The following is a 22,693-nucleotide window of genomic DNA, read 5'->3' on the forward strand; positions in this document are numbered from 1 at the left end:
TTGTACGTCTTGCAGAAGCCATGGCGTTCACTGACTCTCTTCACTCGCCCTTGCAGGGATGGCAATGCCCAGCCTGCTCACGCCGGGGGCGCTCTGGAAGACAAGCGGTCCAGGCAGTGAACCGATGACCTTGTTCCAACTTGCCCCCGCCCGGAAGGTGATGCAACGCACCCTGAAGGTTCAGCCCGGGTTCACCACGCACCTCATTCGTGCATCGGCCTTCGGGTGCCGCGCTGTTGAACATCTAGGGAGCGCCGATTGGATCTTCTCGCCGTGCTGCGGCACCTGATCCCGGCCCTGCCGCACCGATCACCGCACCGTATCCCCGGCCGGCGGCACGGGACGCCGTCGCCGACCACGCGGGTGCACTGCCGCACCCGCCGTTCTCAGGAGAAGACCCTGTGGTGGACAAAACGGAGTCGCTATACCTCGACGGGCGTTGGGTATCACCCCTGGCTACCCACCAGCCGGAGCAGACCACCCTGGTGTGTGCCAGTACGGAGGAAAGTCTGGGCGCCGTTTCCCTTGCTGGGCCAACAGATGTGGATGCTGCCGTTCGAGCCGCGCGCGGAGCCTGCGACGCACCCGACGGATGGGCTCACTGGGAGCCGCAGCAACGTGGCGACGTCCTGGACCGGCTGGCCGACGCGCTGCAGCGCCGCAGCGAGGACATCGCCAGCGCCGTCTCATCCCAAAACGGAATGCCCATCGCCGTCTCCCGCCAGATCGAATCAGGGCTGACCGGCGCGATCGTCCGGTACTACGCAGAACTGGCCCGCACCACGCCGACCGAGGAAACACGCCCCCATCTGGTGGCCGGCACCACGACGGTGCGCAAGGAACCTGTCGGTGTGGTGGCGGCGATACCGCCGTCGAACTTCCCGCAAAGCCTCGCCGCCACCAAATACGCTCCCGCGCTGGCGGCCGGCTGCACCGTCATCATCAAGCCGTCGCCCAGCACCCTCCTTGACGCCTTCCACCTGATGGACGCCGCCGCGGAGGCCGGGTTGCCACCCGGAGTCCTCAACCTGCTGCCGGCCTCGGCGGACACGGCCGCCTACCTGGTAGGCCACCCCGGAATCGACGCCGTCGCCTTCACCGGTTCCACCACCGTGGGCCGGCGCATCGCCGAAATCTGCGCACCGCTGCTGCGCCCGCTCGCGCTCGAACTGGGCGGGAAGTCCGCCGCGATCGTCCTCGACGACGCCGACCTGGACCTGGCCACCATGGGCGAACAACTGTTCCAGGCCACCTTGCTGAACAACGGCCAGACCTGTTTCCTCAGCACTCGCATCCTGGCCCCCCGGTCCCGGTACGACCAGGTCGTGGGTGTCTTCGCCGACCTCGCCTCCTCGCTGCGTATCGGCCATGCACTCGAGGCCGACACGCAGGTGGGGCCCGTGGTCAGCCAGGCACAGCGTGATCGGGTGGAGAGCTGCATCGACCAGGCCAAGGCCGATGGCGCGCGTCTCGTCGCCGGTGGCGGCCGCCCGCCAGGGCTGGACAAGGGCTGGTTCGTCGAACCGACCGTCTTCGCCGATGTCGACAACCGCAGCCGCCTGGCCCAGGAGGAGATCTTCGGCCCGGTGCTGTGCATTACCCCCTATGACGATGAGGACGAAGCCGTCCGCATCGCCAACGACTCTCCCTACGGCCTGGCCGGCACGGTCTGGAGCGCCAACCCTGACCGCGCACACACCATTGCCCGGCGTATGCGCACAGGCTCCGTCGGCATCAACGGCTACCTCCCCGATCCGGGTGCGCCGTTCGGCGGCGTGAAGCACAGCGGCATCGGCCGGGAGCTCGGCCCGCAGGCCATGGCCTGGTATCAGGAGCCGAAGTCCATCTTCCACTGAGAAGAACGGCGCGGCTGCGCCCTTCCAGCGGCTGCGGAGCGTCTCCCTTCCCTCCGGACGCTCCGCAGCCTGTCCCACCGCGCCAGGCACACAAGGCTGCCCGGCCTTGACTGCGCACGACCGTCCCGGGCCGGCCCGGTGCCATGACGGCAGCGGCCCACTCAATGGATCGACCGCGTTGCCCCGGTGGACATTTGCTCGGAATTCTGACGTAACAGCAACGAAGCTAGGAGTGCCCGATGGCTTACCCTGCCGCCCGAGCCCGCGAGGTCGATCTCGTCATCGTCGGTGCCGGACCCGCCGGCCTGTTCGCCGCCTACTACGGAGGATTTCGCGGACTGGGCGTGGCTGTGGTCGATTCGCTTCCCCAGCCGGGCGGCCAAGTCATGGCGATGTACCCGGAGAAGCCCATTTACGACATCGCCGGCTTCCCCTCGGTGCGCGGCCGGGACCTCATCGACGGCCTGATGCGTCAGGCCGCGCCGTTCGAGCCCCTCTATCTGCTCGGACAGCAGGCAACCGAACTGCATCGCAGCGACGACGGATCGCTGACGCTGGCCACCTCGGCGGGCGAACGCGTCACCTGTCGCGCCGTGATCCTCACCGCCGGGGTGGGCACCTTCACCCCGCGTCGACTGCCGGCCGGCAACTCCTACGAGGACCGCGGCCTGATGTACTTCGTGCCACGCCCGCAGGACCTCGCCGACCAGGACGTCGTCATCGTCGGCGGTGGGGACAGCGCGGTGGACTGGGCCCTGCTGCTCGACGGCGTGGCCAGGTCGGTCACCCTGGTCCACCGCCGGGCCCGCTTCCGTGCCCACGAACACAGCGTTGCCCAGATGATGGCCTCGCCGTCCATCGAGGTGCTGACCGACCACGAGATCGTGGAAGCCGGCGGAACACACACCCTGGAGCACGTACGCGTCGCCAACAAACGGGGCAACGAACGCTCGCTCAAGTGCCAGAGCCTGGTCGCTGCCCTCGGCTTCGTCGCCGATCTGGGCCCCCTTGCCGAGTGGGGCGTCGAACTGCGCGACCGGCACATCCTGGTGGACACCACCATGGCGACCAACCTGCCGGGCGTCTTCGCCGCCGGTGACGTGACCGAGTACCCGGGCAAGGTCCGACTGATCGCCGTGGGCTTCGGCGAGGCAGCCACCGCGGTGAACAACGCCATGACGTTGATCAACCCTGAGGCGTCCCTCTTCCCCGGACACTCCACCGACCAGCCCTGTTAGCCCGGTTCCCCGCCGGTGCGGCACAGCTCCGCCATGCCGCCACCGGCACTGGTCCACCCGGTGGACCAACTGCATTGTTCCTGTTCACAGCCCTGGAGAGACTCCGAGCATGCGTAAAAACCAGCTACAGGAGGCCGCCCGCCGGCTCACCGAAGCCGAGCGGGACCGCCAGCCCGTCAAGCCGCTCACCCAGACCTACGACGGTCTGGACATCCCGGCCGCGTATGAGGTGCAGCGCATGGTGATTGCCGACCGCATCGCCAACGGCGCCAAGGTACGCGGACACAAGGTGGGCCTGACGGCCGGCGTCATGCGCGAACAGTTCGGTGTCTCCGAGCCCGACTACGGTGTGCTGCTCGATGACATGTTCCTCCTCGAAGGCACCGAGATTCCCGCCGGAAGCCTCCTCGCGCCCCGCGTGGAGCCCGAACTCGCCTTCGTGCTCGACCGGCCGCTCAGCGGCCCGGGAGTGACCGTGGCCGACGTGCTGCGAGCCACCGCGTTCGTCGTGCCCAGCCTGGAAATCATCGACTCCCGGATCCAGAACTGGGAGATCACCGTCTACGACTCCATCGCGGACAACGCCTCCTCGGCCCGCGTCGTGCTCGGCGGCACGGCCACCCACATCAGCGACATCGACCCCCGGCTGCTGGGGGTGGTGCTGCGCCGCAACGGCGAGATCGCCGAAACCGGCGCCACCGGCGCCGCCCTGGGCAACCCCGTCTCGGCGGTCGCCTGGCTGGCCAACAAGCTGGGTGAGTTCGACGTCACCCTCGAGGAGGGAGCCGTCGTGCTTCCCGGCAGCTGCACGCGCGCCCTGCCGGTCTCCCCCGGTGACCACGTGCGCGCCGACTTCGGACAGATCGGCTCGGTGGGAGTGGTGTTCGCATGAGCAGCAATCTGCAGGACGGGACGACCGCAGTGAACTTCCCTGACCTGGCGGCGCGCCTGATCGCTGCTGAAGACGCCCGCACCGACATCCTGCCGCTGAGCCAGGACGTGGAATTGAGCGTCGACGACGCCTACCGGGTCCAGAGCGAGGTGCTGCGTACCAAGGAGGACCGCGGTGAGCGGATCATCGGCGGCAAGCTCGGTCTGACCTCACGCGCCAAGCAGATCGACATGAACGTGGACAACCCCCTGTATGCGTTCGTCACGTCAGGGATGCTGCACGACGCCACGACGCCGGTGGACCTGTCCAGGCTGATCCACCCCCGGGTGGAACCGGAGATCGTTTTCGTGCTCAAGGAGGAACTGGCCGGCCCGGGCATCACCGCCGGAGACGTCCTCGATGCCACCTCTTCGGTCTGCGCCGGCCTGGAAATCATCGACAGCCGCTACCAGGCATTCAAGTTCACCCTCCAGGACGCGGTCGCCGACAACGCGTCCTCCGCGCTGTTCGTGCTCGGCAATGAGTTCGTCGATCCCCCCAAGGACCTGTCCCTGCTGGGCTGCGTGCTGGAGGTCAACGGCAAGCAGGTGGCCACCGCGGCCGGCGCCGCGGTCTGCGGTGATCCCGCGCAGGCCGTGGCGTGGATGGCCAATGCGGCCGGCCGGCGTGGAGGCTCCCTCAAACCCGGATGGCTGGTGCTGTCGGGAGGACTGACCGCCGCGGTGCCGCTGCGCTCCGGCGACTGCATCAGTGCCGGCTTCAGCCGCCTGGGCAGCGTCAGCGTGCGCGCCCAGTAGCCCCCGGCCCTCAAGAAAGGACACATTCAATGCCGTTCATCCAGATCACCATGGCCAAGGGCCGCACCGCAGACCAGAAGCGGGATCTGCTGCGTGAGGTGTCCGCGGCCGCAGCGCGCGCCACCGGCACCCCCGAGGCCGCGGTGCGCGTGTGGGTCGTCGAGGTTGATGCGGGCGAGGTCATCGCCGGAGGCACGATCCTGGCCGACAAGCAGGCTGCCGCCGCCGAGCGGACCACGTCATGAGTACGTTCGTCCTGGTGCACGGTGCCTGGCACGGCGCCTGGTGCTGGGACCGTGTACTGCCTGAGCTTCGGGTGCGAGGTCACCAGGCCGTCGCGGTGGAGCTGCCCTCGGACGACCCGGCCGCAGACAGCGAGGCCTATCTGCGGGCCATCGACGACTGCGTCGACGACCCAGCCTCCACGGTCCTGGTCGCGCACTCGATGGCGGGCCTGATCGCTCCGGTGTACGCCGAACGGCATCCGGTGCGTGAACTGGTGCTGCTGTCCTGCCTCTTGCCGCTTCCCGGAGCCAGCTGGCGCGAACAGCTGTCCACCTCGCGACCCATGGCCAAGGAGTTCTACAGCGAGTTCATGCCTCACCAGCTCAAGGACGACCAGGGCCGCAGCTTTTGGCCCCCGGACGTCGCTGCGGACCTCTTCTACCACGACTGCGCACCCGAGGAAGCCGCCGAGGCTGCATCCCGGCTGCGGCCGCAGGCAGCCACCGTGCTGAGCGAGCAGACCCCCTGGAGGGGGGAAGTCCCCTCACCGACCCGGTACATCGTGTGCGAGGCCGACCGTGCCGTCTCCGGTGACTGGGCCGGCCAAGCCGCCAGGACCCGCTTCGGCGCACACATCGCTCGCCTGCACACCTCCCACTCCCCCTTCTGGTCCCGTCCCGCCACGCTGGCCGAGCTGCTGACGGCCGAACACGAAGGCCGTGCATACGGGCGGCCGCCCCAGGAGTTGACGCAATGATCCCCACCGGCCTCACGTCCGCGACGATCGGGCACGCCACCCCAGCCGACGCCGTCCGGGTGCGCGACAGCATGGTGATCAGTGCTGTCTCCCAGTTCCTCTTCGACGAGGCCGCGCTGCTAGACGAGTGGCGCCTGGACGAGTGGCTGGGCCTGTTTCATCCGGATGCCGTCTACCTGATCCCCACGCCGGAGGACCTCAGCGATGATCCGGCGACCACCCTGCACCTGGTGCACGACTCCATGAACACGCTCGCCGGCCGAGTGGACCGGCTCAAGAGCAAGCACGCCCATGCCGAGAGCCCCCGCTCCCGAACTCGGCGCCACATCACCAATGTTCGCGTCTGGCAAGGCCCGGACGGCCTCGAAACACGCAGCGTCTTCCAGGTCACCCGGGTCCGCGGCGGAGTCGTCGACCGCTACGCCGGCGTCTACGAGCACCTGCTCGTCCCGACCGTCGACAACGACGTGCCCTGGCTGATCAAGCGTCGGCGGGTGGCCCTCGACCACAGCATCGAATCGGCAGGGGGGCAGCTGAGTGTGCTGCTGTGACCTGTCCCGTCCGCACCAAGGGAGGCGTCGACCATGACCCCCAGCACCGACTCACGCACCATCTCCGCCAAGGAGTGGGTGGTCGAAGACGTCGCAGCGGGCACGTTCCGCGTCGACCGGACCACACTGATCGACGAGGCCGTCTTCGAACGCGAAATGGCCACGGTCTTCGGCCGCTGCTGGCTCTACGTGGGCCACGAATCGGAAATCCCCCGGCCCGGCGATTTCAAGGCACGCGACGTCGGCAACCGGCCGCTGATCTTCTGGCACGGCCACGACGGGGCCAAGCGCGTGCTGTACAACTCGTGCCGCCACCGCGGCGCCCTGGTGTGCCGCGTCCCCGAGGGCAACGCCCGCGGCATGAGCTGCTTCTACCACGCCTGGACCTACAACAGCACCGGAGCGCTCAACGGCGTACCCGGCGACGAGGGCTACGGAGAGCACTTCGACCGGGCCGCCATGGGGCTGCTCTCACCGCCCAAGGTCGACAACTACCGCGGGTTCTACTTCGTGTGTTTCGACCCCGACGCCGTCGACCTCAAGACATACTTGGCCGGAGCGGCCGACTACATCGACCTGGTCGCCGACCAGGCCGACGACCTGGAGGTCGTGCCCGGCGCCCACGAATACTCCATGGACGCCAACTGGAAGCTGTTCGTGGAAAACAGCCTGGACGGCTACCACCTGCTCCCCCTGCACAAGACGTACTTCACGTATCTGGAAGAGCGAGAAGGCAACACCCTCGACCGCGACGACACCACTGAGGCGCTGGATCTGGGGAACGGCCACGCCGTCATCTGCGTCCACGGCCCGTGGGCACGCCCCGTGGCCCGCTGGACCCCGGCCCTGGGCGAACACAACCGTCCACAGGTCGAGGCGAAGTACCAGGAGCTGGTGGACCGCTACGGCCCCGAACGCGCCCAGATGATCGGGCTCACGGACCGCAACCTGCTGGTGTTCCCCAACCTGATCATCAACGACATCATGGGCGTCGTGATCCGCACGATCACACCTACCGCGGCGGGACACACCAAGATCCACCAGTGGTCCTTGGCGACTGCCGGTGAGGATGCGGACCTGCGCGCCCGGCGCCTGGACAGCTACATCGCCTTCCAGGGCCCTGCGGGCCTGGCCACCCCCGACGACCTGGAGGCCTGTGAGGCATGCCAGGCCGGACTGCGCACCGCCCCGGACGTGACATGGTCGGACATCTCCCGCGGCATGCACCGCGAGCACGCCGGACAGCCCAGCATGGCCAGTGACGAGCTACAGATGCGCGCGTTCTGGCGCCGCTGGCAGTCGCTGCTGGACTGACCCCTCCGCGCAACCCCCTCCGCGCAACCCCCGAGCGGGCCGGGCCACTTGCGGGCCCGCCCGTGCTCTCTTCCCCTGCCCAGCCGCGGCAGCACCACCGAAGAAAGGTGAAGACCATGGCAGAAGTGCTCGGTCTTGGAGTAACCCACTACCCGCCGCTGAGCGGCACGAACGACAACCTGACCCGCGTGTTCCAACGCGCGCTCGCCGATCCCCAGCTCCCCGAAGCGCTCCGCGATCCCGCCAACTGGCCTGCGGAGGCACGCGCGGAGTGGGCCTCCGACGAGGGCCAGCAGGCCGGCCGCCGCCACCGGGAGGCCCTGGTCGCCCAGTTCGCCAAGGCACGGCAGGCACTCGACGCGTTCAACCCCGACGTCGTGGTGATCTGGGGGGATGACCAGTACGAGAACTTCCGCGAGGACATCGTCCCGCCCTACTCCGTGCTCGCCTACGACGACCTGACGGTCCGGCCCTGGGAGCACTCGGCCGAGTCCAACGTCATGGGCGACCACAACGTGTGGAACGAGCCCAAGGACCACGAGATCCGGGTCCGGGGCCACCGCGAGGCGGCCAAGCACTTCACGAGCGCGCTCCTCGAGCAGGACATCGACGTCTCCTACGCCTACAAGCCGCTGCACCACCCGGGCTTCCCGCACGCCTTCCTCAACACGATCCTGTATCTCGACTACGAGCGGCAGGGCTTCGACTACCCTGTCGTCGCCTTCCCCCTCAACTGCTACGGCCGCCGGGTGATCAGCTACCAGGGCAACATCAGCGCTCTTGGCGACGTCCGCGAGCTGGATCCGCCGAGCCCCTCGCCGGCCCGCGTCATGCAGGTGGGGGCGGCCGTCGCCCGCGCCGCGGCCGCAAGCCCCTGGCGGGTCGCTCTGATTGCCTCCTCCAGCTGGTCGCACAGCTTCCTGGTGGAGTCCACCCACCATCTCTTCCCCGACACCGCCGCCGACCAGCGGCTGTACCGGGCGCTGGTCGACGGCGACCTCGACGTGTGGCGGTCGACCAGCCTCGCCCAGGCGGAGGCCGCCGGCCAGCAGGAGCTGCTCAACTGGTGGGCCCTGCTGGGCGCCATGAGCGAGCTGAGCCGCACCACGCCGACCTGGTCGGAGTTCGTGGGGTCGCACCTGTTCGTCTCCGACAAGGTCTTCGCGGCCTACCAGCCGTGAACCACCAGCCCCCAAGGAGTTGTTCGTGACCACCGTGCGCAGTACCAACCCGCACGATCCCAAGGAAACGGTCGCCGAAGTCGCCGCAACCCCGTCCGGCGAATTTCCGGCCCTGCTGGACCTCGCCGCCGGCGCGGGCCGTGCCTGGGCGCGCACCGCCGCCCCGGAGCGAGCCGTCGCTCTCACCCGTGCCGCAGACGACATCGCCGCCGGCGCCGAGCGTCTCGCCGACCTGATCTCCCGCGAGGTCGGCAAGCCCATCACCGAAGCCCGGGGGGAGGTCGTCCGTGCCGAGCGGACCTTTCGCTACTTCGCGCAGAGCGCACTGTTTCCCGAGGGGGACGTGCTGCCGGGCAGCGAGGCCCGGACGCTGACCTTCACACAGTCCCGGCCGCGGGGCGTGGTGGGGCTGATCACGCCGTGGAACTTCCCGCTGGCGATTCCCGCGTGGAAGCTGGCGCCGGCCCTGGCGTACGGCAACGCGGTCGTCTTCAAGCCGTCCGCGCAGGCCGTCGGTACCGCCCAGGCCCTGGCGGAGATCCTCAACCGGCACCTTCCCCCGGGCGTTGTGATGTTCGCGGTCGGACCTGGCAGCGGGGCCCTCGTGGCCCAGTCGCCCGCCATCAGCGCCGTTTCGTTTACTGGATCGACCGAAGTGGGTCGCCAGGTGGCGGCCGCGGTCAGCGCACGCGGCGGCATCGCCCAGGCGGAGATGGGAGGCCAGAACCCCACGGTGGTACTGGCCGATGCCGATGTGGACGGGGCCATCGCCGGCATCGTGGGGTCGGCCTTCGCCTACGCGGGACAAAAGTGCACCGCCACCAGCCGCATCATCGTCCAGGACGACGTCTACGAGCACACCCGCGACGCCCTGGTCGAAGCGGTCAAAGCCCTCGTCGTCCTTGACCCCTCCGACCCGAAGTGCCAGGTCGGTCCGGTGATCGACAAGGCCTCCCGGGACGGCGCCCTGGCCGCCGTCGCGGCCAGCAGCGGGCGGATCCTGACGGGCGGGAGCAGGCCCGACGTTCCCGGCTCCTACCTGGAGCCGACGTTGGTCGAGGTCGCGGACGCCGACGACGTCCTGGCCACCGACGAGGTCTTCGCTCCCGTCACCGCCCTGCTGCGAGCCCGGTCCGTCGAGCACGCCATCGAGCTGGCCAACGCCACCCCGTACGGCCTGTCCGCCTCCCTCTACACGCGTGACCTGACGGCGGCACTCACCCACACCCGCGACCTGGAGGCCGGAATGATCCGGGTCAACGCCCCCACCACCGGGCTCGACCACTGGGCGCCGTTCGGCGGCACCAAGGAGTCCAGCTTCGGGCCCCGGGAACAGGGCCTGGCCGCCCTGCAGTTCTACACCGAATCCACCACGGTGGCTGTCAGCCCCTGATCCATCGGACCGCTGTTGTGGCGGGCAGATGCCTTCCCCCACCCGCCACAACAGCTCGGCAATCGGAATACGGCAAGAGAACCGTGGTCAGCGAGACAGCGCCGTCGTCGGCGACGGACCCCCTGCCCCCGCAGGGCTGCACCGCCCGCGCGACCAGGGCGGCATCACCGTCCCCGGCCGACGACAGACACAACGGCATGTGGCCGTTGTTGTCCTCAGCCCTGACGGCCGTGGTGCTCTCCTGCATCCTCATCGGCCTGTACGTCGGGTTCAGCAGCGCCGCCAAGCCCCACCGAGTGCCGGTCGCCGTCGTGACCAAGCAGGAGCCGGCCCAGCAGGTCGGCGTCCTGGCCGGACCCGCGCTGCAGGCGCACCCGGTCGGGGACCGAAAGTCAGGGCTGACCCTGTTGAGGAACGGGCGGGTGAGCGCGGTGATTTCGACCACGCCGATCGGCCTTCGCCTGGACGTGGCGACGGCGGCCGGTCCCACCACTGCCACGAGTATCGAAGAAGTGGTGTCCGCGGCAGCCGCAAAGCTGCACCGACCGCTGTCCACCTACGACACCGTTCCGCTGAGCCCAACCGACCGTCGAGGCCTGGCCATGTTCTTCACCGGTCTGAGTCTCTCGCTGGCGTCATCTTCCCTGGCACACAGCCTGAACCGGGCTCACTCCCGTCCGACCTGGTGGCAACGCGTCTGTGTCACCGGCGTCTTCGGGGCCCTGAGCGGCCTCGCAGGAGCACTCGTCACGGGGCCGCTGCTGGGCGCTCTTCCCGGCCCGGTACTGTCCGTGGCGGCGACTTTGGCCTTGTTGTCGGTGGCCGGTGCGCTCACGACTCAGGCACTTGCCCAGTGGCTGGGGCCTCCCGGCTATGCGGCAACCACTGTGCTGTTCGTTGCTGTGGGCATGCCCACCAGCGGCGGCATCGTCGGCGTCCATCTGCTGCCGACGCCGGCCCGGACCGTCTCGGAGCTGTTGCCTCCAGGAGCCGCTGTCCGGGCCGTCCGCAGCTATTGCTACTTCCATGGCGTGCAGGTCACCGTGCCGTTGCTGACGCTGGCCGGCTGGATCGCTGCCGCAGCCGTGCTGCTGTGGATGCGCGACGGCAGGTACCGGCAGTCGGAATGACACCTCGATTTCGATCAGCCGCTGGTGTCCACGCCGGGCAAGCAGGGGGCATCTCACCGAGACCAACACCTGCACACGTGCGTTGCATTGGATCGCTTCGGCCCAAGGACCCCCAAGGCCCCGCACGCACCTACCGCATGCCGTGCCGGGCTCGCGCCTGCTGCCGCCCTGTCGACGCCACAGAGTGCATCGGCCGTCCTGACCCCACCGTGAAGCGGTCCGTAACCGAGCGGCCAACCGTCGCGTGTCCCGGCTGCACGAGAACCCGTCCGCTCGTCCGCGCGGCCTCACCTGCCGCAGCCGCCTGTTCGGGGCGGGCTGGCGCAGGCGGCGGCCGGTCAGTGTGCGTTCGCGTTGCCGACCAGGTCCCGGCTTCCCTGGATCGCGTGGTCCGCGACTTCGCCGAGGGCATTGCGCTGCGGGAAGAAGCCGTCGCGGAACAGGCCGACGTAGCCGTGGGCCAGTGCGATGTGACGCTCCATCAGCACCAGGGCGTCGGCCGGAGTCCGGCCCGTGGCGACAGCCAGACCGAGCAGGAGGTCGATCAGTTCGCGCCCTGCGGCAGCCAGTGACTCATCGCGCAGCTTCTGCAGACGGGTGGCGAAGATGACGTTGAACCCGGCGCCCCGCTGGGCGACGTATCTCACGTAGACACCGGCGGTCACTGCGAAACGCTCCACCGGTTCTTCGCCTGCCGCGTCGACAGCGTCACGCATCTGAGCCGTCAGTTCGCGTGCCGCCTGTGTCGCCATGGCGGCGACGATCTCATCGCGATCGGCGAAGTGCCGGTACGGAGCGGCGGTGCTGACGCCCACCCGCCGGGCGATCTCGGCGACGGAGAAGGCGTCGAGGCCCTTCTCTGCGAGCAGCGCGAATCCTGCGTCGATCACTGCGGCCCGCAGATCGCCGTGATGGTACGCACGCTTGCGCCGTTGACGCGGCTGCGCCGGGGGCGGCTCGTCGCTGTGGGGCACCGGTCTCCCGTGAGTGGGACGCACGCCAGCCTGACCGGCCAGCAATGTTAGAGGGCTATCACATCGATAGTAGACCACCTCGCGTCAGCCTTCAAGGAGTCGCCGACACGATAGCCCGGCCGCCAATGTAAGAGGGTTGTCACATTGCTCGTCGGCGCGTTAGCGTGGATGACGACACGGAAGGACACCGCCTGGTCGGCTCCTTCACGCCAGCCCACGCGCGCCCCCTGAACGAGGCCATTGCCCTCGAATGAACAGGGTCCGGAAGTACGCAGCGCGCCATCTGGGCACCCCCACCCACAGGTCGTGCCGTGCGCACGTCATGAGAGGAAGCACCACCGTGCTCGAGCTGGACGAGATTCAGCGCATTTTCCAGGCCCAGCGCAGCCACCGCCGCGTCATGCGGCACACGACCGCCGCGGAGCGCGTCGAGCGCCTGGAGCGCCTGCGCGCCGAGATCCTCACGCGGCAGGACGAGATCGGCCGGGCCATCCACGAGGACCTGGGCCGCCCGGCCGACAACCGGGACGAGATTCAGACGGTCATGGGCAATCTCGACAAGGTCCGGGATGAGCTCGCGGACTGGATGGCGCCGCTGCCCGTCGAGAAGTCACCGGCCACGCCCGCCGCAGAACGCATCTTCGTCAAGTACGAACCCCGCGGCGTGGTGTTGCTGTTCGGCACCTGGGACTTCCCGATCGGTATGTTCTTCTCCCCCCTGATCCAGGCTGTTGCTGCGGGCAACGTGGTCCTGGCCAAGACCAGCTCGATGGCGCCGGCGACCGGTGAGGTGATCGAGCAGATCGTGCGCGCGGTGTTCGACGAGCGGGAGGTCGCGGTCTTCAATGACAACGACGTCACCACGCCGGACGGGGTGCGCAGCACCAACGACGTGCTGCTCGACCTTCCCATCGACCACATCTTCCTCACCGGCAGTCCCCGCGTCGGAAAGATCATCGTTGAGAAGGCCGCCCAGCACATGGCGTCGTTCACCCTGGAACTGGGCGGCAAGAGCCCGGCCATCGTGGACCGCACCATCGACCTCGACCTGGTCGCTGAGGCATTTTTGGGCGGCAAGATCTACAACCACGGTCAGACCTGTCTGTCGGTCGACTACGTATGGGTTCCCGCGGACTTGCGTGATGCCTTCGTCGAGACGTATGTCGCCGCGGTCAAGCGGGCCTACTACGACGAGACCGGCGAGTTCCAGTGGCAGAGGGACGGCCGCTTCGTCGACAAGCGCAACTACGAGCGCGTCAAGGGCTACCTCGACGAGGCCATCGCGCGCGGCGCGACCGTCGCATTCGGCGGAAAGACCGACGCAGACAACCTGGTCATCGAGCCGACCGTGCTGCTGGACGTCCCCCGGGACACCCGGATCATCCAGGAGGAGATCTTCGGGCCCATCCTGCCGGTTTTGACCTACACGGACGAGGAGGAGATCTTCGCCCACTCCGACACTCTCGGGAAGCCGCTGGGCTTCTCCGTCTACTCCAGGGACGACGCGTTCATCGAGCGGATGCTCGACAACACCACCTCCGGTGGCGTCACCATCAACGGCCACGCCGTGCACTGGGCCGAGGAGAACCTGCCCTTCGGCGGCGTGAACTCCTCCGGCTACGGCCGCTACCACGGCGTATGGGGCTTCCGCGAACTGTCCAACGCCCGTTCCGTCTTCCACGTCGCTGTCGACTGAGCCCGGTGCAAAGCGGGTGGTCGGCCACCTTGGCGGCCGACCACCCGGCGGCGTCGAACGCTCCTGACCGGCCCGGAGCGTAAAGCCGGGCAAGGAAGCGACTGCTGCGCCACCAGGCAGCGGCCGCCCCACACCGGACCCGGTGGGGGGGAAGATTCCTGCCCCGGCAAGAACTCTCCCCTTATGCCGCAGAGCCGCGGCGTGAAGCCTGGTCTTCATGTCCCGGCGACAGGCCGGGCTCGGAGACTTGATCGGTTTCTGCAGCAGAGCTCATCTCGGAGAACCATCCATGCGCATGGACGTCACGTTCGACAGCGCCGGCATCACGATCGCCGGACACCTCTTCACCCCGGACAACGAACAGGTCGGACCGCGCGCTGCGGTGGTCGTCGGGCACCCGGCCAGCGGCGTGAAGGAACAGGCTGCAGGTCTGTATGCCCGCCACCTGGCCGAGCGCGGGTTCGTCGCGCTCGCCTTCGACGCCGCCTACCAGGGTGAAAGCGGCGGCAAGCCGCGCGGTCTTGAGGACCCCGCGCAGCGGGTCGAGGATCTCAAGGCGGCCGTCTCGTTCCTGAGCACCCGCGCCGAAGTGGACGCCGGCCGGATCGGCGCCCTTGGTATCTGTGCCTCCGGGGGCTACGTCATCCCCGCCTCCGCCACCGACCATCGCATCAAGGCCGTCGCCACCGTCAGCGCCGTCGACGTCGGACGCAGCTACCGCGAAGGCCCTGACGGAACCCAGAACCCGGCGGTCCTCCAAGGGCTGCTGGACATGGCCGCCCAGGCCCGTACCGCCGAGGCACGAGGTGAGGGCACCGGCTACTTCCCCATCTTCCCGGCCACCGCCGAGCAGGCCCACCAGCTGGGCGGCCGGCACGGTCTTGAAGGCTTCGACTACTACTGCACCGACCGTGCCCAGCACCCGGGCTCGGCCAAGGAATTCACCTGGTCCAGTATCGACAGGATCGCCGCCTTCGAGGCATTCCGCTTCATCGATCTGATTGCCCCGCGGCCACTGTTGATGATCGTAGGCACCGAGGCCATCACCCGGCACATGACCGCTGATGCTTATGCCGAGGCACATCAACCCAAGCAGCTGCACTGGATCGACGGCGCCAGCCACGTCGACCTCTATGACAAAGCCCAGTATGTCGACCCCGCCGTCGAGAAGCTGACCGAGTTCTTCGGCGCCGGCCTCTCGCAGGACACCCCGGCACCCTGAGCTCCACAACACAATCAGACACACCCGTGCCAAGTGGCGGACACAGCGGCGGCATGAAACCGGACGGACATGCCGAGAAGATGTATCCCCTCCACCTCGGCACGTGTCCTGCGGAGCGAGGAGGACAGAGATGGCCGAGGACAGGTCGACGCGAGGCGAGTTGGGGGCGTTCTTGAAGGCCCGCCGCGCTGAACTCACCCCTGCGGCAGTGGGTTTGGCCGACGACGGCACCCTACGACGGGTGCCGGGCCTGCGGCGTGAGGAGGTGGCACGCCTGGCGTCGATCAGCGTCGACTACTACAGCCGGATAGAGCAGGGACGATTGCAGGTCTCAGCGACGGTGCTGGGGGCCCTTGCGCGTGCTCTCCGACTCGACGCGGGCCAACAGGCCTACCTCTACGAGCTCGCCGGCAAGCCGATCGCTCGCCGAATTCGCCGCGGGCCACAGCGTGTTCGCCCGTCGATACACCGGTTGCTGGATCAGCTCGACCGCTCCCCGGCCATGGTGCTCGGGCGCTACAACGACATCCTCGCCTGGAACGCCGCCGCCACGGCGCTGTACCTGGACTTCGCCCAACTTTCCTTGCAGGAGCGGAACTACACTCGTCTGCTGTTCCTGGACCCCGGGATCCGCAACCTCCACGTCGAATGGGAAGCAGCAGCCCGCCTGAGCGCGGCCACGCTACGCCTGGAGACCGCCGGCAACCCGGACGATGCACGCCTGACAGCTCTGGTCGGCGAACTGTCCGTGCGCAGCCCGGAGTTCCGGCAATGGTGGGGCGGGCGGGTCGTGTCGTCCGCCAGCCATGGCACCAAGCACTTCCGGCATCCGCTGGCCGGCCCGCTGACGCTGGAGTGCGACACCTGGACCAGCCCGGACGACCCGGACAAACGCCTCGTGGTGCTGACCGCCGAACCGGGCAGCCCGTCCGACGAGGCACTTCGAATCCTTACCTCATGGAGTGCGGAAGACACCTCCACGGAGTCCACCCAATGATCAATATCCGCGTACCGCTCTCACGTCGGGGACCGATCCGGCGCCCCCCGCGTATGCCGGGGCGCAGTTGGACATCGAGCGGGCGCCGGGCAGGTCGTCGCCCTGTGTGGCTGACACGGCATCCGTTGCGGCGGCAAGCATCCTGCAATGGGGGGCTGCTGCGCTTCACTACGCCTTATTGATCGTTGGCCGCGCGTGGCACCCCAACGTCCCACACACTCGCGCCTGTTCGTCTGCTTGTGTGCGGCTGGGGGGCGGCGTCAGTTCCCGGCCAGGACGAGTCCGGCCTCGCGCGCCTGTCCCTTGGCGGCGGCGTACTGCTCATCGGCCAGGTCCCGCAGTTCCTCCATGCCGGGCGTGGAGGCGGCCAGCGTCAACTCGCGCTTGATCAGGGTCACGTCGGCCTGCCACACCTCGCCGACGATGCGCTCAAGGTAGGAGGTGGAGTGATCCCAGCCCTCACGGGGGGTGCCGGGGCTGTAGCCGCCACCGATGGTGGTGATCAGCGCGGTGGGCTTGCCCTTGAGCACCGGATCGGTCGGGCCCGCTCCAGCGATCACCAGGTCGACCCAGGTCTTGAAGTGCTGGGAGACGCCAAAGTTGTACAGCGGCACCGCGAGGATCACCGCGTCGGCGCCGCGCAGTTCCTCCACCAGCGTGGCCGCCAACGCCGCTGCATCGCGCTGGGCCTGGCTGCGTTCGGCCTCGGGGGTGAAGCCGGCGGTGGTCGCCAGCGCCCAGGCATCGGCGGGCAGCGGATCAGCGCCTACGTGACGCCGTGTCACCACGGCATCGGGGTGGGCGGCGCTCCACTCGGCCTCGACCAGGGAAGCCAGCTCGGCGCTGGCGGAAGCGGCCGGGATGATGCTCGCATCCAGACGGAACAGGTTCATGGCAAGACTCCTCGAAAGCAATACGGGGCGTGCGCGGCGATGGGCAGGTGCCTCAGGCCAGGCGCCCTCGCCTAAACGGACTTTACCCCGTTTAGCGCGAGGGCGGTAGGTTGGTCAGGTGAACGGATCTCTCGTCCCCCTGGGCAAGCCGCGCCCCGAACGCGCCGACGCGGTGCGCAATCGCGAGCTACTGCTGGCGACAGTCCGGGAGATGTTGGCCGAAGGGGGCACCGGTTGCGTCACGATGGACGCACTGGCAGAGCGGGCCCGACTGGGCAAGGGCACTGTCTTTCGACGCTTCGGCACGCGCGCCGGGATCTTCCGCGCCCTGCTCGACGCAGACGAGCGCATCTTTCAGGAACAGGTGCTGTGTGGCCCGCCTCCCCTGGGGCCGGGGGCCTCGGCGCTCGATCGCATGGTGGCGTACGGGCAGGCCCGCATCGCCTTCCTGCTGGATCACCACAGCATTGCCCGCGCAGCCCTCGACCGCAATCAGCCCGTTCCGGCCGGTGAGGCGACCATCACCCGCGTTCACCTGCGTATGCTGCTCGGTCAAGCCGGGCTGGGCCTGCCGGACCTGGACAGTCTGGCCATCCAGTTGACCGGCGCGCTGGAAGGCCCGCTGCTGCTGTATCTGGCCCTGCCCGAACCCGACACGCCCCCCTCACCGGCCGCAGGCCGCCCACTCGCCGACAGTTGGAGCATCCTGATTCACCGCCTGCTGCGCACAGAACCTGGCAGCACAGCCACCTGATCCTTCAGGACGAGCCGCTCGGCGTCTGCGGCAGTTGCCCTCATGAGGTCCGTCCCGTCGATCGCCCGCACCGGCCCTCGGGCTGCCGCGTGCGGACGGTGGCATCAGGCTCGCGGCGGCTGGGCCGTACGGTGGATTGCAGCCATCGCGTCCAGCACACCGGCAGTGCGCGCCCCTGTCCAGCCTCACCGGCGCGGTGCGCGGCCGTGCTGCGGACGCCCTGGCAGGCCGTCGCCTCGACCGGCTGGCCCCCATCATGACGCCTCGTCACTGCTCGGCCTGAGAGCTGGCGGCAGCGTCATACTCCTCACGGTCGCGGCGGATCTCGTCGAGATTCGCCTCGGTCCAGGCGACCAGCTCGGCAAGGATGCCGTGCAGGCTGCGTCCGCGCTCGGTCAGCGCGTACTCGACGCGGGGCGGCACGGTGGGCTCGACGGTGCGGCTGATCAGGCCGTCACGCTCGAGGCGGCGCACCGTGGTGCTCAGCATCCGTTGGGTGATGCCCTTTACGGCTCGTCGCAGCGCGTTGAACCGGAGAGGGCCGTCGTCGAGTCGGCAGATGACGGTCACCGACCACTTGTCGCCGATGCGGTCCATCACATCGCGCAACAGCTCATCACGGTCGGAGCGTTCACGTGATTCAACCATCGCCGGCTGGGCCACCTGGTACCTCCCGTGATACCTGGGCAGTTCAAAGTGCTCTCTTGTGTGCCACTTACCTGGCGGTTCCAATCGTATACCGGTACCTGTTGTATACCGATGAAAGATGGAAGCCGTCGTGTCAGACACTCCCGTGCCCCAGCCCCTCCTGCTGCGAGGCGGTCACGTCCTCTTCCCGGACGGGATGAGCCGGATCGCCGATGTCCTGATCCGGGATGGCCGCATCGCCGGCATTGGCGACGCCGCCGCCGCTGTCGGCGACGAAGAGATCATCGATGCTGCAGACCAGCTGGTGATGCCGGGTCTTGTGGATACGCACCGGCACATGTGGCTGGGAAGCCTGTCGGCCAGTTCCAGCGACATCACGCTGTTTCCGTACGCGCAGCAGGTGAACGAGGGACTCGGTGACCCATTCACCGCCGAGGACGTGTATGCGGGCGTACTGTGGGGCGCGGTACAAGCGCTCAACGCCGGGGTCACCACCGTCGCCGACTGGGCCCACAACCTGGGTTCCGAAGCCGACATCGACGCCAATCTGCGTGCTCTGCAGGACAGCGGCATCCGGGCCCGGCTGCACTTCGGCGGCAAGGCCAGTTCCAGCGGGGACTACTCGCGCTACGAAGCACAGGCCCGGCGCCTGCATGCCATGCACGCGGCGGGCCGCCTGGACGGCCGCATCGCACTCGGGCTCGCCCTGCGCGGTCCGTCCATGGCGACACCGGCGGAGAACGAGTACGAGTTCGGCCTCGCCCGTGAATTGGGGCTGCCGATCTCCCTGCACGCCGGGATGGCGGGGCTGCCCGGCGCCGTCGACCAACTCGGGCGCCAGGACCTTCTCGGCCCCGACGTGAACTACGTCCACGCCAACGAGTTCACCGAACGTGAATGGAAACAGGTCGCGGAATCGGGCGGAAGCGTATCGGCCACCCCGACCGTCGACATGACCATGGGTCTGGGCACCCACCCCGCCGTGGGCGCCGCACTGGAGCACGGCGTGCCGGTCGGCCTGGGCGCCGACACGGTCGCCTACGGCCCCAGCGACCTGTTCGCAGAGATGCGCCTGGCGCTCGCCGCCGAGCGGTCCCGGGCCAACGCGGGGCCCGTCAACCGGGGCGAGATGCCCGGCGAACTGCGGCACGGTCACCTTGCCATGCTGGACCTGGCCACGCGCGGGGGCGCCCGAGTGCTCGGCTTCGCCGACCAGGTCGGAGAGATCACAGTCGGCCGGCATGCCGACGTGATCACGCTCGACCTGTCTACCCCGCATCTGGACAGCTTCGACAACCCTGTACTCGCGGCGTTCCTCAGCGCCGGGTCACGCGACGTCGACACCGTGATCGTCGGCGGACGAATCCTCAAACGGCGAGGCGCACTCACCAACGGCCTCCTGCAAAAGGCACGCCAGGAGGTGCGCAGCTCGCGGGCCCGTATCCGCGGGCGGTCGCTGTGACCGCAAGCGATACGGCCACGAAGGCTGCACACGCCTCTGTGCGGCCGCAGGGCATGGTTCTGGCGCTGTGCTGCGCGGCTCAGTTCATGGTCGTGGTCGATGTCACCATCATGAACGTGGCGTTGCCGGACATCCGGACCGGCCTCCACATGGGTGTAACCGGCCAGCAGTGGGTGATCAACGCCTACACTCTGACCTTCGCCGGCTTCCTCCTGCTGGGAGCACGTGCCGCCGACCTGATCGGCCACCGCCGGGTGATGCTCGCCGGACTGAGCGTGTTCACACTCTTCAGCATCCTGGGCGGTCTCGCCCCCAACGGTGGCTGGCTCATCGCCGCCCGCGCCGTCCAGGGTATCGGCGGGGCTCTGTTGGCACCCTCGACGCTCAGCGTGCTGACGACCGCGTTTACTCAGCCGGACGCCCGTCGCAAAGCCTTGGGCGTGTGGACGGGAACCGCGGCCGCCGGCGCCGCCGCGGGCATGGTCGCCGGGGGCGTCTTCACCGACCTCCTCGACTGGCGCTGGGTTTTGTTCGTCAACGGTCCGATCGGTGCTCTGCTACTCGCGGCCCTCCCCCGCTACCTGGACCCCGCAGAGCCACACTCACGAACGCGGCAACGGCTCGACATGTGGGGGGCCGTCTTGGCGACCTGTGGGCTGTCCTCACTCGTCTACGGGATCGTCACTGCGGCCCACCACGCGTGGACGGCGCCTACGACGCTGGGAGCACTGGTACTCGGCGTCGTCCTGCTGACGGCCTTCACCCTCGTGGAGGCCCGGATGGGCGACACCGCGCTGGTCCCCCTGCGAGTGCTGCGCATGCGCAGGCTCATGCTGGCCAACGGCGTCGCGGCCACCATTGGCGTGGCCCTGTTCGGCATGTACTTCTTCATGTCTCTCTTCCTCCAGGACGTCAACCGCTACGCGCCGCTGAGGGCGGGGCTGGCGTTCATGCCGGCCGGTCTGGCGACGATGGCCGGGACCCTGGTGGGATCCCGGACGGTCGTACGCCTCGGAGCCAGCAGGCAGATCATGATCGGCCTGGCGGCCGCGGCGGCGGGCATGTGGTGGCTGAGCGGCAACGACGGCCCGGTCGGCTACGCCAGCCATCTCCTGGCGCCGCTGGTCCTCATCGGCCTCGGCTCAGCCTTCGTGCCGACCACGAGCACCGCGACCTCGGGTGTGCCTGCATCCCAGGCCGGCCTGGCTGCCGGGCTGGTGACGACCAGTCGGCAGATCGGGGCCGCACTCGGCCTGGCGGTGATGACCACAGTCGCGGGACATGCCGGATCGGGCGCCGGGGACGGGGTCGGATCCGCGCTGCGGGTCGCTTCCGGTGTTCTGGCCCTGGGTGTCGTACTCGGAGGGGTTCTTGGATACCGCGGGCAGGCCAGAGGGTCAGGGGGATGACGCAGGATCATTTTGCCGGTCCCGGAGACGTACTCGAAACGCCGAGAGTAGCCCAGCGGCGGTGCATGACGATGTGTCACGAATGCAGCACGCTCGAGATCGGGACCCTGGCGGCACACCATGCGTGGAACGCAGGGGTTCGGGACGGGGCGCCTTGGTGCCTGGCACGGCAAGTACGCCACCGTATCCAGCTCGAACCGCCGGGGCCCTGTGAGCCTGCCGACGTCGGCGTGGGCACTTCCTCAGGTGACACCCCAGAGCTCATGTACATGGCTGGGCGATCCATGGTCAAGCAGCACATGGATCGGATCCCACGGTTCGTGAAGGCTGGTGATCTGAAGAAACTCGTTACCGGGAGTGTGCAGTGAACGAAATGACAGAGCCCGACCTGCGAGGAAAGGTGGCTGTGGTCACGGGGGCGAGCGACGGCGTCGGCCTTGGGCTGGCCACCCGACTCGCCCATGCGGGCGCCGAGCTGATCCTGCCGGTACGCAACATGGCCAAAGGAACCACCGCCCTCGACCTGATCCGGACGAGTGTGCCGAGTGCGCAGGTCTCCCTTCGCTTCCTCGACCTGGCTTCGTTGGCTTCGGTCGAGAGTCTTGCCGACACACTTAATTCGGAAGGCAGGCCGATCCACCTCCTGGTCAACAACGCAGGTGTGATGGCGCCCGCTCGGCGACACACGACGGAGGACGGATATGAACTGCAGTTCGGAACCAACTACCTTGGTCATGTGGCCCTCACCGGGCGGCTGATGCCTTCACTGCGGGCCGGTCGGGCTCGCGTGACCACCGTCACCAGCAGTGCAGCGCGTGGCAGCCGGATCGACTGGGACGCACCGCAAGCCGCGCAGCGATATTCCCCGGTGCGTGCGTACGGACAGTCCAAACTGGCCAACCTGCTGTTCGCACTCGAACTGGATCGTCGTAGCACGTCAAACGGCTGGGGCATCGTCAGCAACGCAGCTCACCCCGGTACGACTCTGACCAATCTGTACGCAGCCGGCCCCAACCTCGGCCGCGCCCGTCCTGCTCCCTACGCGGCGATCATGAAGCGACTCGCGCGCTGGGGCATGCTCGTGCAATCTGTCGACGCCGGGCTGCGTCCGCTGCTGTACGCAGCCACCAGCCCAGAAGCCAAGGGCGGGCGACTGTACGGCCCCGACGGTTGGGGCGAGTTCACGGGCGGGCCCAAGGAACTCGCCGTCTACAGGTCGGCCCGGAGTGAAGCGGACGCATCCCGGCTCTGGCAACTGTCCGAGCGCCTCACAGGAGTCACGTTCGCAGCAACCTCAAAATAGA

The 22,693-nt window shown here is 68.4% G+C and carries 21 protein-coding genes; 18 read left to right on the forward strand and 3 right to left on the reverse strand.

What is annotated here, in order from left to right:
• Positions 1-404: 404 nt before the first annotated feature.
• From MQP27_RS19990 to MQP27_RS20040, 11 genes are all read left to right on the forward strand, one after another.
• A complete protein-coding gene (locus MQP27_RS19990; RefSeq protein WP_242766638.1) occupies positions 405-1,856 on the forward strand; it encodes an aldehyde dehydrogenase in 1,452 nt (483 codons plus the stop codon).
• Positions 1,857-2,095: 239 nt separating this feature from the next.
• Positions 2,096-3,094, forward strand: a complete 999-nt coding sequence (locus MQP27_RS19995) for an NAD(P)/FAD-dependent oxidoreductase (RefSeq protein WP_242766639.1) — start codon at positions 2,096-2,098, stop codon at positions 3,092-3,094.
• Positions 3,095-3,203: 109 nt separating this feature from the next.
• Positions 3,204-3,986, forward strand: a complete 783-nt coding sequence (locus tag MQP27_RS20000; RefSeq protein WP_242766640.1) for a 2-keto-4-pentenoate hydratase — start codon at positions 3,204-3,206, stop codon at positions 3,984-3,986.
• Positions 3,983-4,783: a 2-keto-4-pentenoate hydratase gene (locus MQP27_RS20005; RefSeq protein ID WP_242766642.1), complete on the forward strand. Its 801-nt coding sequence runs from the start codon at positions 3,983-3,985 to the stop codon at positions 4,781-4,783. The genes MQP27_RS20000 and MQP27_RS20005 overlap by 4 nt, the downstream gene beginning before the upstream one ends.
• Positions 4,675-5,028, forward strand: coding sequence for a tautomerase family protein (locus tag MQP27_RS51000; RefSeq protein WP_278196326.1), 354 nt, complete (start codon positions 4,675-4,677; stop codon positions 5,026-5,028). Before MQP27_RS20005 ends, MQP27_RS51000 begins: the two co-directional genes overlap by 109 nt.
• Positions 5,025-5,765 (forward strand): alpha/beta fold hydrolase, encoded by a 741-nt coding sequence (locus tag MQP27_RS20015; RefSeq protein WP_242766644.1) that lies wholly within the window; start codon positions 5,025-5,027, stop codon positions 5,763-5,765. The genes MQP27_RS51000 and MQP27_RS20015 overlap by 4 nt, the downstream gene beginning before the upstream one ends.
• Positions 5,762-6,316, forward strand: coding sequence for an aromatic-ring-hydroxylating dioxygenase subunit beta (locus MQP27_RS20020; protein ID WP_242766645.1), 555 nt, complete (start codon positions 5,762-5,764; stop codon positions 6,314-6,316). The genes MQP27_RS20015 and MQP27_RS20020 overlap by 4 nt, the downstream gene beginning before the upstream one ends.
• Before the next feature lie 33 nt (positions 6,317-6,349).
• Positions 6,350-7,630, forward strand: a complete 1,281-nt coding sequence (locus tag MQP27_RS20025; protein WP_242766647.1) for an aromatic ring-hydroxylating oxygenase subunit alpha — start codon at positions 6,350-6,352, stop codon at positions 7,628-7,630.
• Positions 7,631-7,746: 116 nt separating this feature from the next.
• Complete coding sequence (locus MQP27_RS20030; protein ID WP_242766648.1) at positions 7,747-8,811, forward strand: DODA-type extradiol aromatic ring-opening family dioxygenase; 1,065 nt, start codon at positions 7,747-7,749, stop codon at positions 8,809-8,811.
• A 25-nt stretch (positions 8,812-8,836) separates the two neighbouring features.
• The gene (locus MQP27_RS20035; RefSeq protein WP_242766649.1) at positions 8,837-10,204 is read left to right on the forward strand and encodes an aldehyde dehydrogenase family protein; all 1,368 of its coding nucleotides are present in this window, start codon (positions 8,837-8,839) and stop codon (positions 10,202-10,204) included.
• Positions 10,205-10,413: 209 nt separating this feature from the next.
• Positions 10,414-11,334 (forward strand): hypothetical protein, encoded by a 921-nt coding sequence (locus MQP27_RS20040; protein ID WP_242766650.1) that lies wholly within the window; start codon positions 10,414-10,416, stop codon positions 11,332-11,334.
• A gap of 338 nt (positions 11,335-11,672) precedes the next feature.
• On the opposite strand, the gene MQP27_RS20045 is transcribed toward MQP27_RS20040, so the two are convergent.
• Positions 11,673-12,308, reverse strand: coding sequence for a TetR/AcrR family transcriptional regulator (locus MQP27_RS20045; RefSeq protein WP_242766652.1), 636 nt, complete (start codon positions 12,306-12,308; stop codon positions 11,673-11,675).
• Between the two features lie 340 nt (positions 12,309-12,648).
• On the opposite strand from MQP27_RS20045, the gene MQP27_RS20050 reads away from it, so the two are divergent.
• From MQP27_RS20050 to MQP27_RS20060, 3 genes are all read left to right on the forward strand, one after another.
• Entirely contained in the window at positions 12,649-14,004 is a 1,356-nt protein-coding gene (locus tag MQP27_RS20050; RefSeq protein ID WP_242766653.1) for an aldehyde dehydrogenase family protein, read from the forward strand.
• A gap of 289 nt (positions 14,005-14,293) precedes the next feature.
• Positions 14,294-15,226: an alpha/beta hydrolase gene (locus tag MQP27_RS20055; protein ID WP_242766654.1), complete on the forward strand. Its 933-nt coding sequence runs from the start codon at positions 14,294-14,296 to the stop codon at positions 15,224-15,226.
• Between the two features lie 130 nt (positions 15,227-15,356).
• Positions 15,357-16,223 carry a helix-turn-helix domain-containing protein gene (locus tag MQP27_RS20060; RefSeq protein ID WP_242766655.1) on the forward strand — a complete coding sequence of 289 codons (867 nt, stop codon included), beginning with the start codon at positions 15,357-15,359 and terminating at the stop codon, positions 16,221-16,223.
• Positions 16,224-16,483: 260 nt separating this feature from the next.
• Here MQP27_RS20060 and MQP27_RS20065 read toward each other — a convergent pair whose 3' ends face one another.
• Positions 16,484-17,116, reverse strand: coding sequence for an FMN-dependent NADH-azoreductase (locus MQP27_RS20065; protein WP_242766656.1), 633 nt, complete (start codon positions 17,114-17,116; stop codon positions 16,484-16,486).
• 118 nt (positions 17,117-17,234) lie between these two features.
• Between MQP27_RS20065 and MQP27_RS20070 the strand changes: the two genes are divergently transcribed.
• Positions 17,235-17,870 (forward strand): TetR/AcrR family transcriptional regulator, encoded by a 636-nt coding sequence (locus MQP27_RS20070; RefSeq protein ID WP_242766658.1) that lies wholly within the window; start codon positions 17,235-17,237, stop codon positions 17,868-17,870.
• 267 nt (positions 17,871-18,137) lie between these two features.
• Here the strand turns inward: MQP27_RS20070 and MQP27_RS20075 are convergent, their stop codons facing one another.
• On the reverse strand, positions 18,138-18,533 hold the full coding sequence (locus MQP27_RS20075) for a winged helix-turn-helix transcriptional regulator (RefSeq protein ID WP_242766659.1): 396 nt from the start codon (positions 18,531-18,533) through the stop codon (positions 18,138-18,140).
• Positions 18,534-18,636: 103 nt separating this feature from the next.
• On the opposite strand from MQP27_RS20075, the gene MQP27_RS20080 reads away from it, so the two are divergent.
• The 3 genes from MQP27_RS20080 (at position 18,637) to MQP27_RS20090 (ending at position 22,692) form a co-directional block, all read left to right on the forward strand.
• Positions 18,637-19,980, forward strand: a complete 1,344-nt coding sequence (locus tag MQP27_RS20080) for an amidohydrolase family protein (RefSeq protein ID WP_242766660.1) — start codon at positions 18,637-18,639, stop codon at positions 19,978-19,980.
• Positions 19,977-21,389, forward strand: coding sequence for an MFS transporter (locus MQP27_RS20085; RefSeq protein ID WP_242766661.1), 1,413 nt, complete (start codon positions 19,977-19,979; stop codon positions 21,387-21,389). Before MQP27_RS20080 ends, MQP27_RS20085 begins: the two co-directional genes overlap by 4 nt.
• A gap of 373 nt (positions 21,390-21,762) precedes the next feature.
• Positions 21,763-22,692: an SDR family oxidoreductase gene (locus MQP27_RS20090; protein WP_242767135.1), complete on the forward strand. Its 930-nt coding sequence runs from the start codon at positions 21,763-21,765 to the stop codon at positions 22,690-22,692.
• Position 22,693 lies beyond the last annotated feature (1 nt).

This window comes from Streptomyces cylindrosporus (assembly GCF_022698165.1).
Taxonomy (GTDB): domain Bacteria; phylum Actinomycetota; class Actinomycetes; order Streptomycetales; family Streptomycetaceae; genus Streptomyces; species Streptomyces cylindrosporus.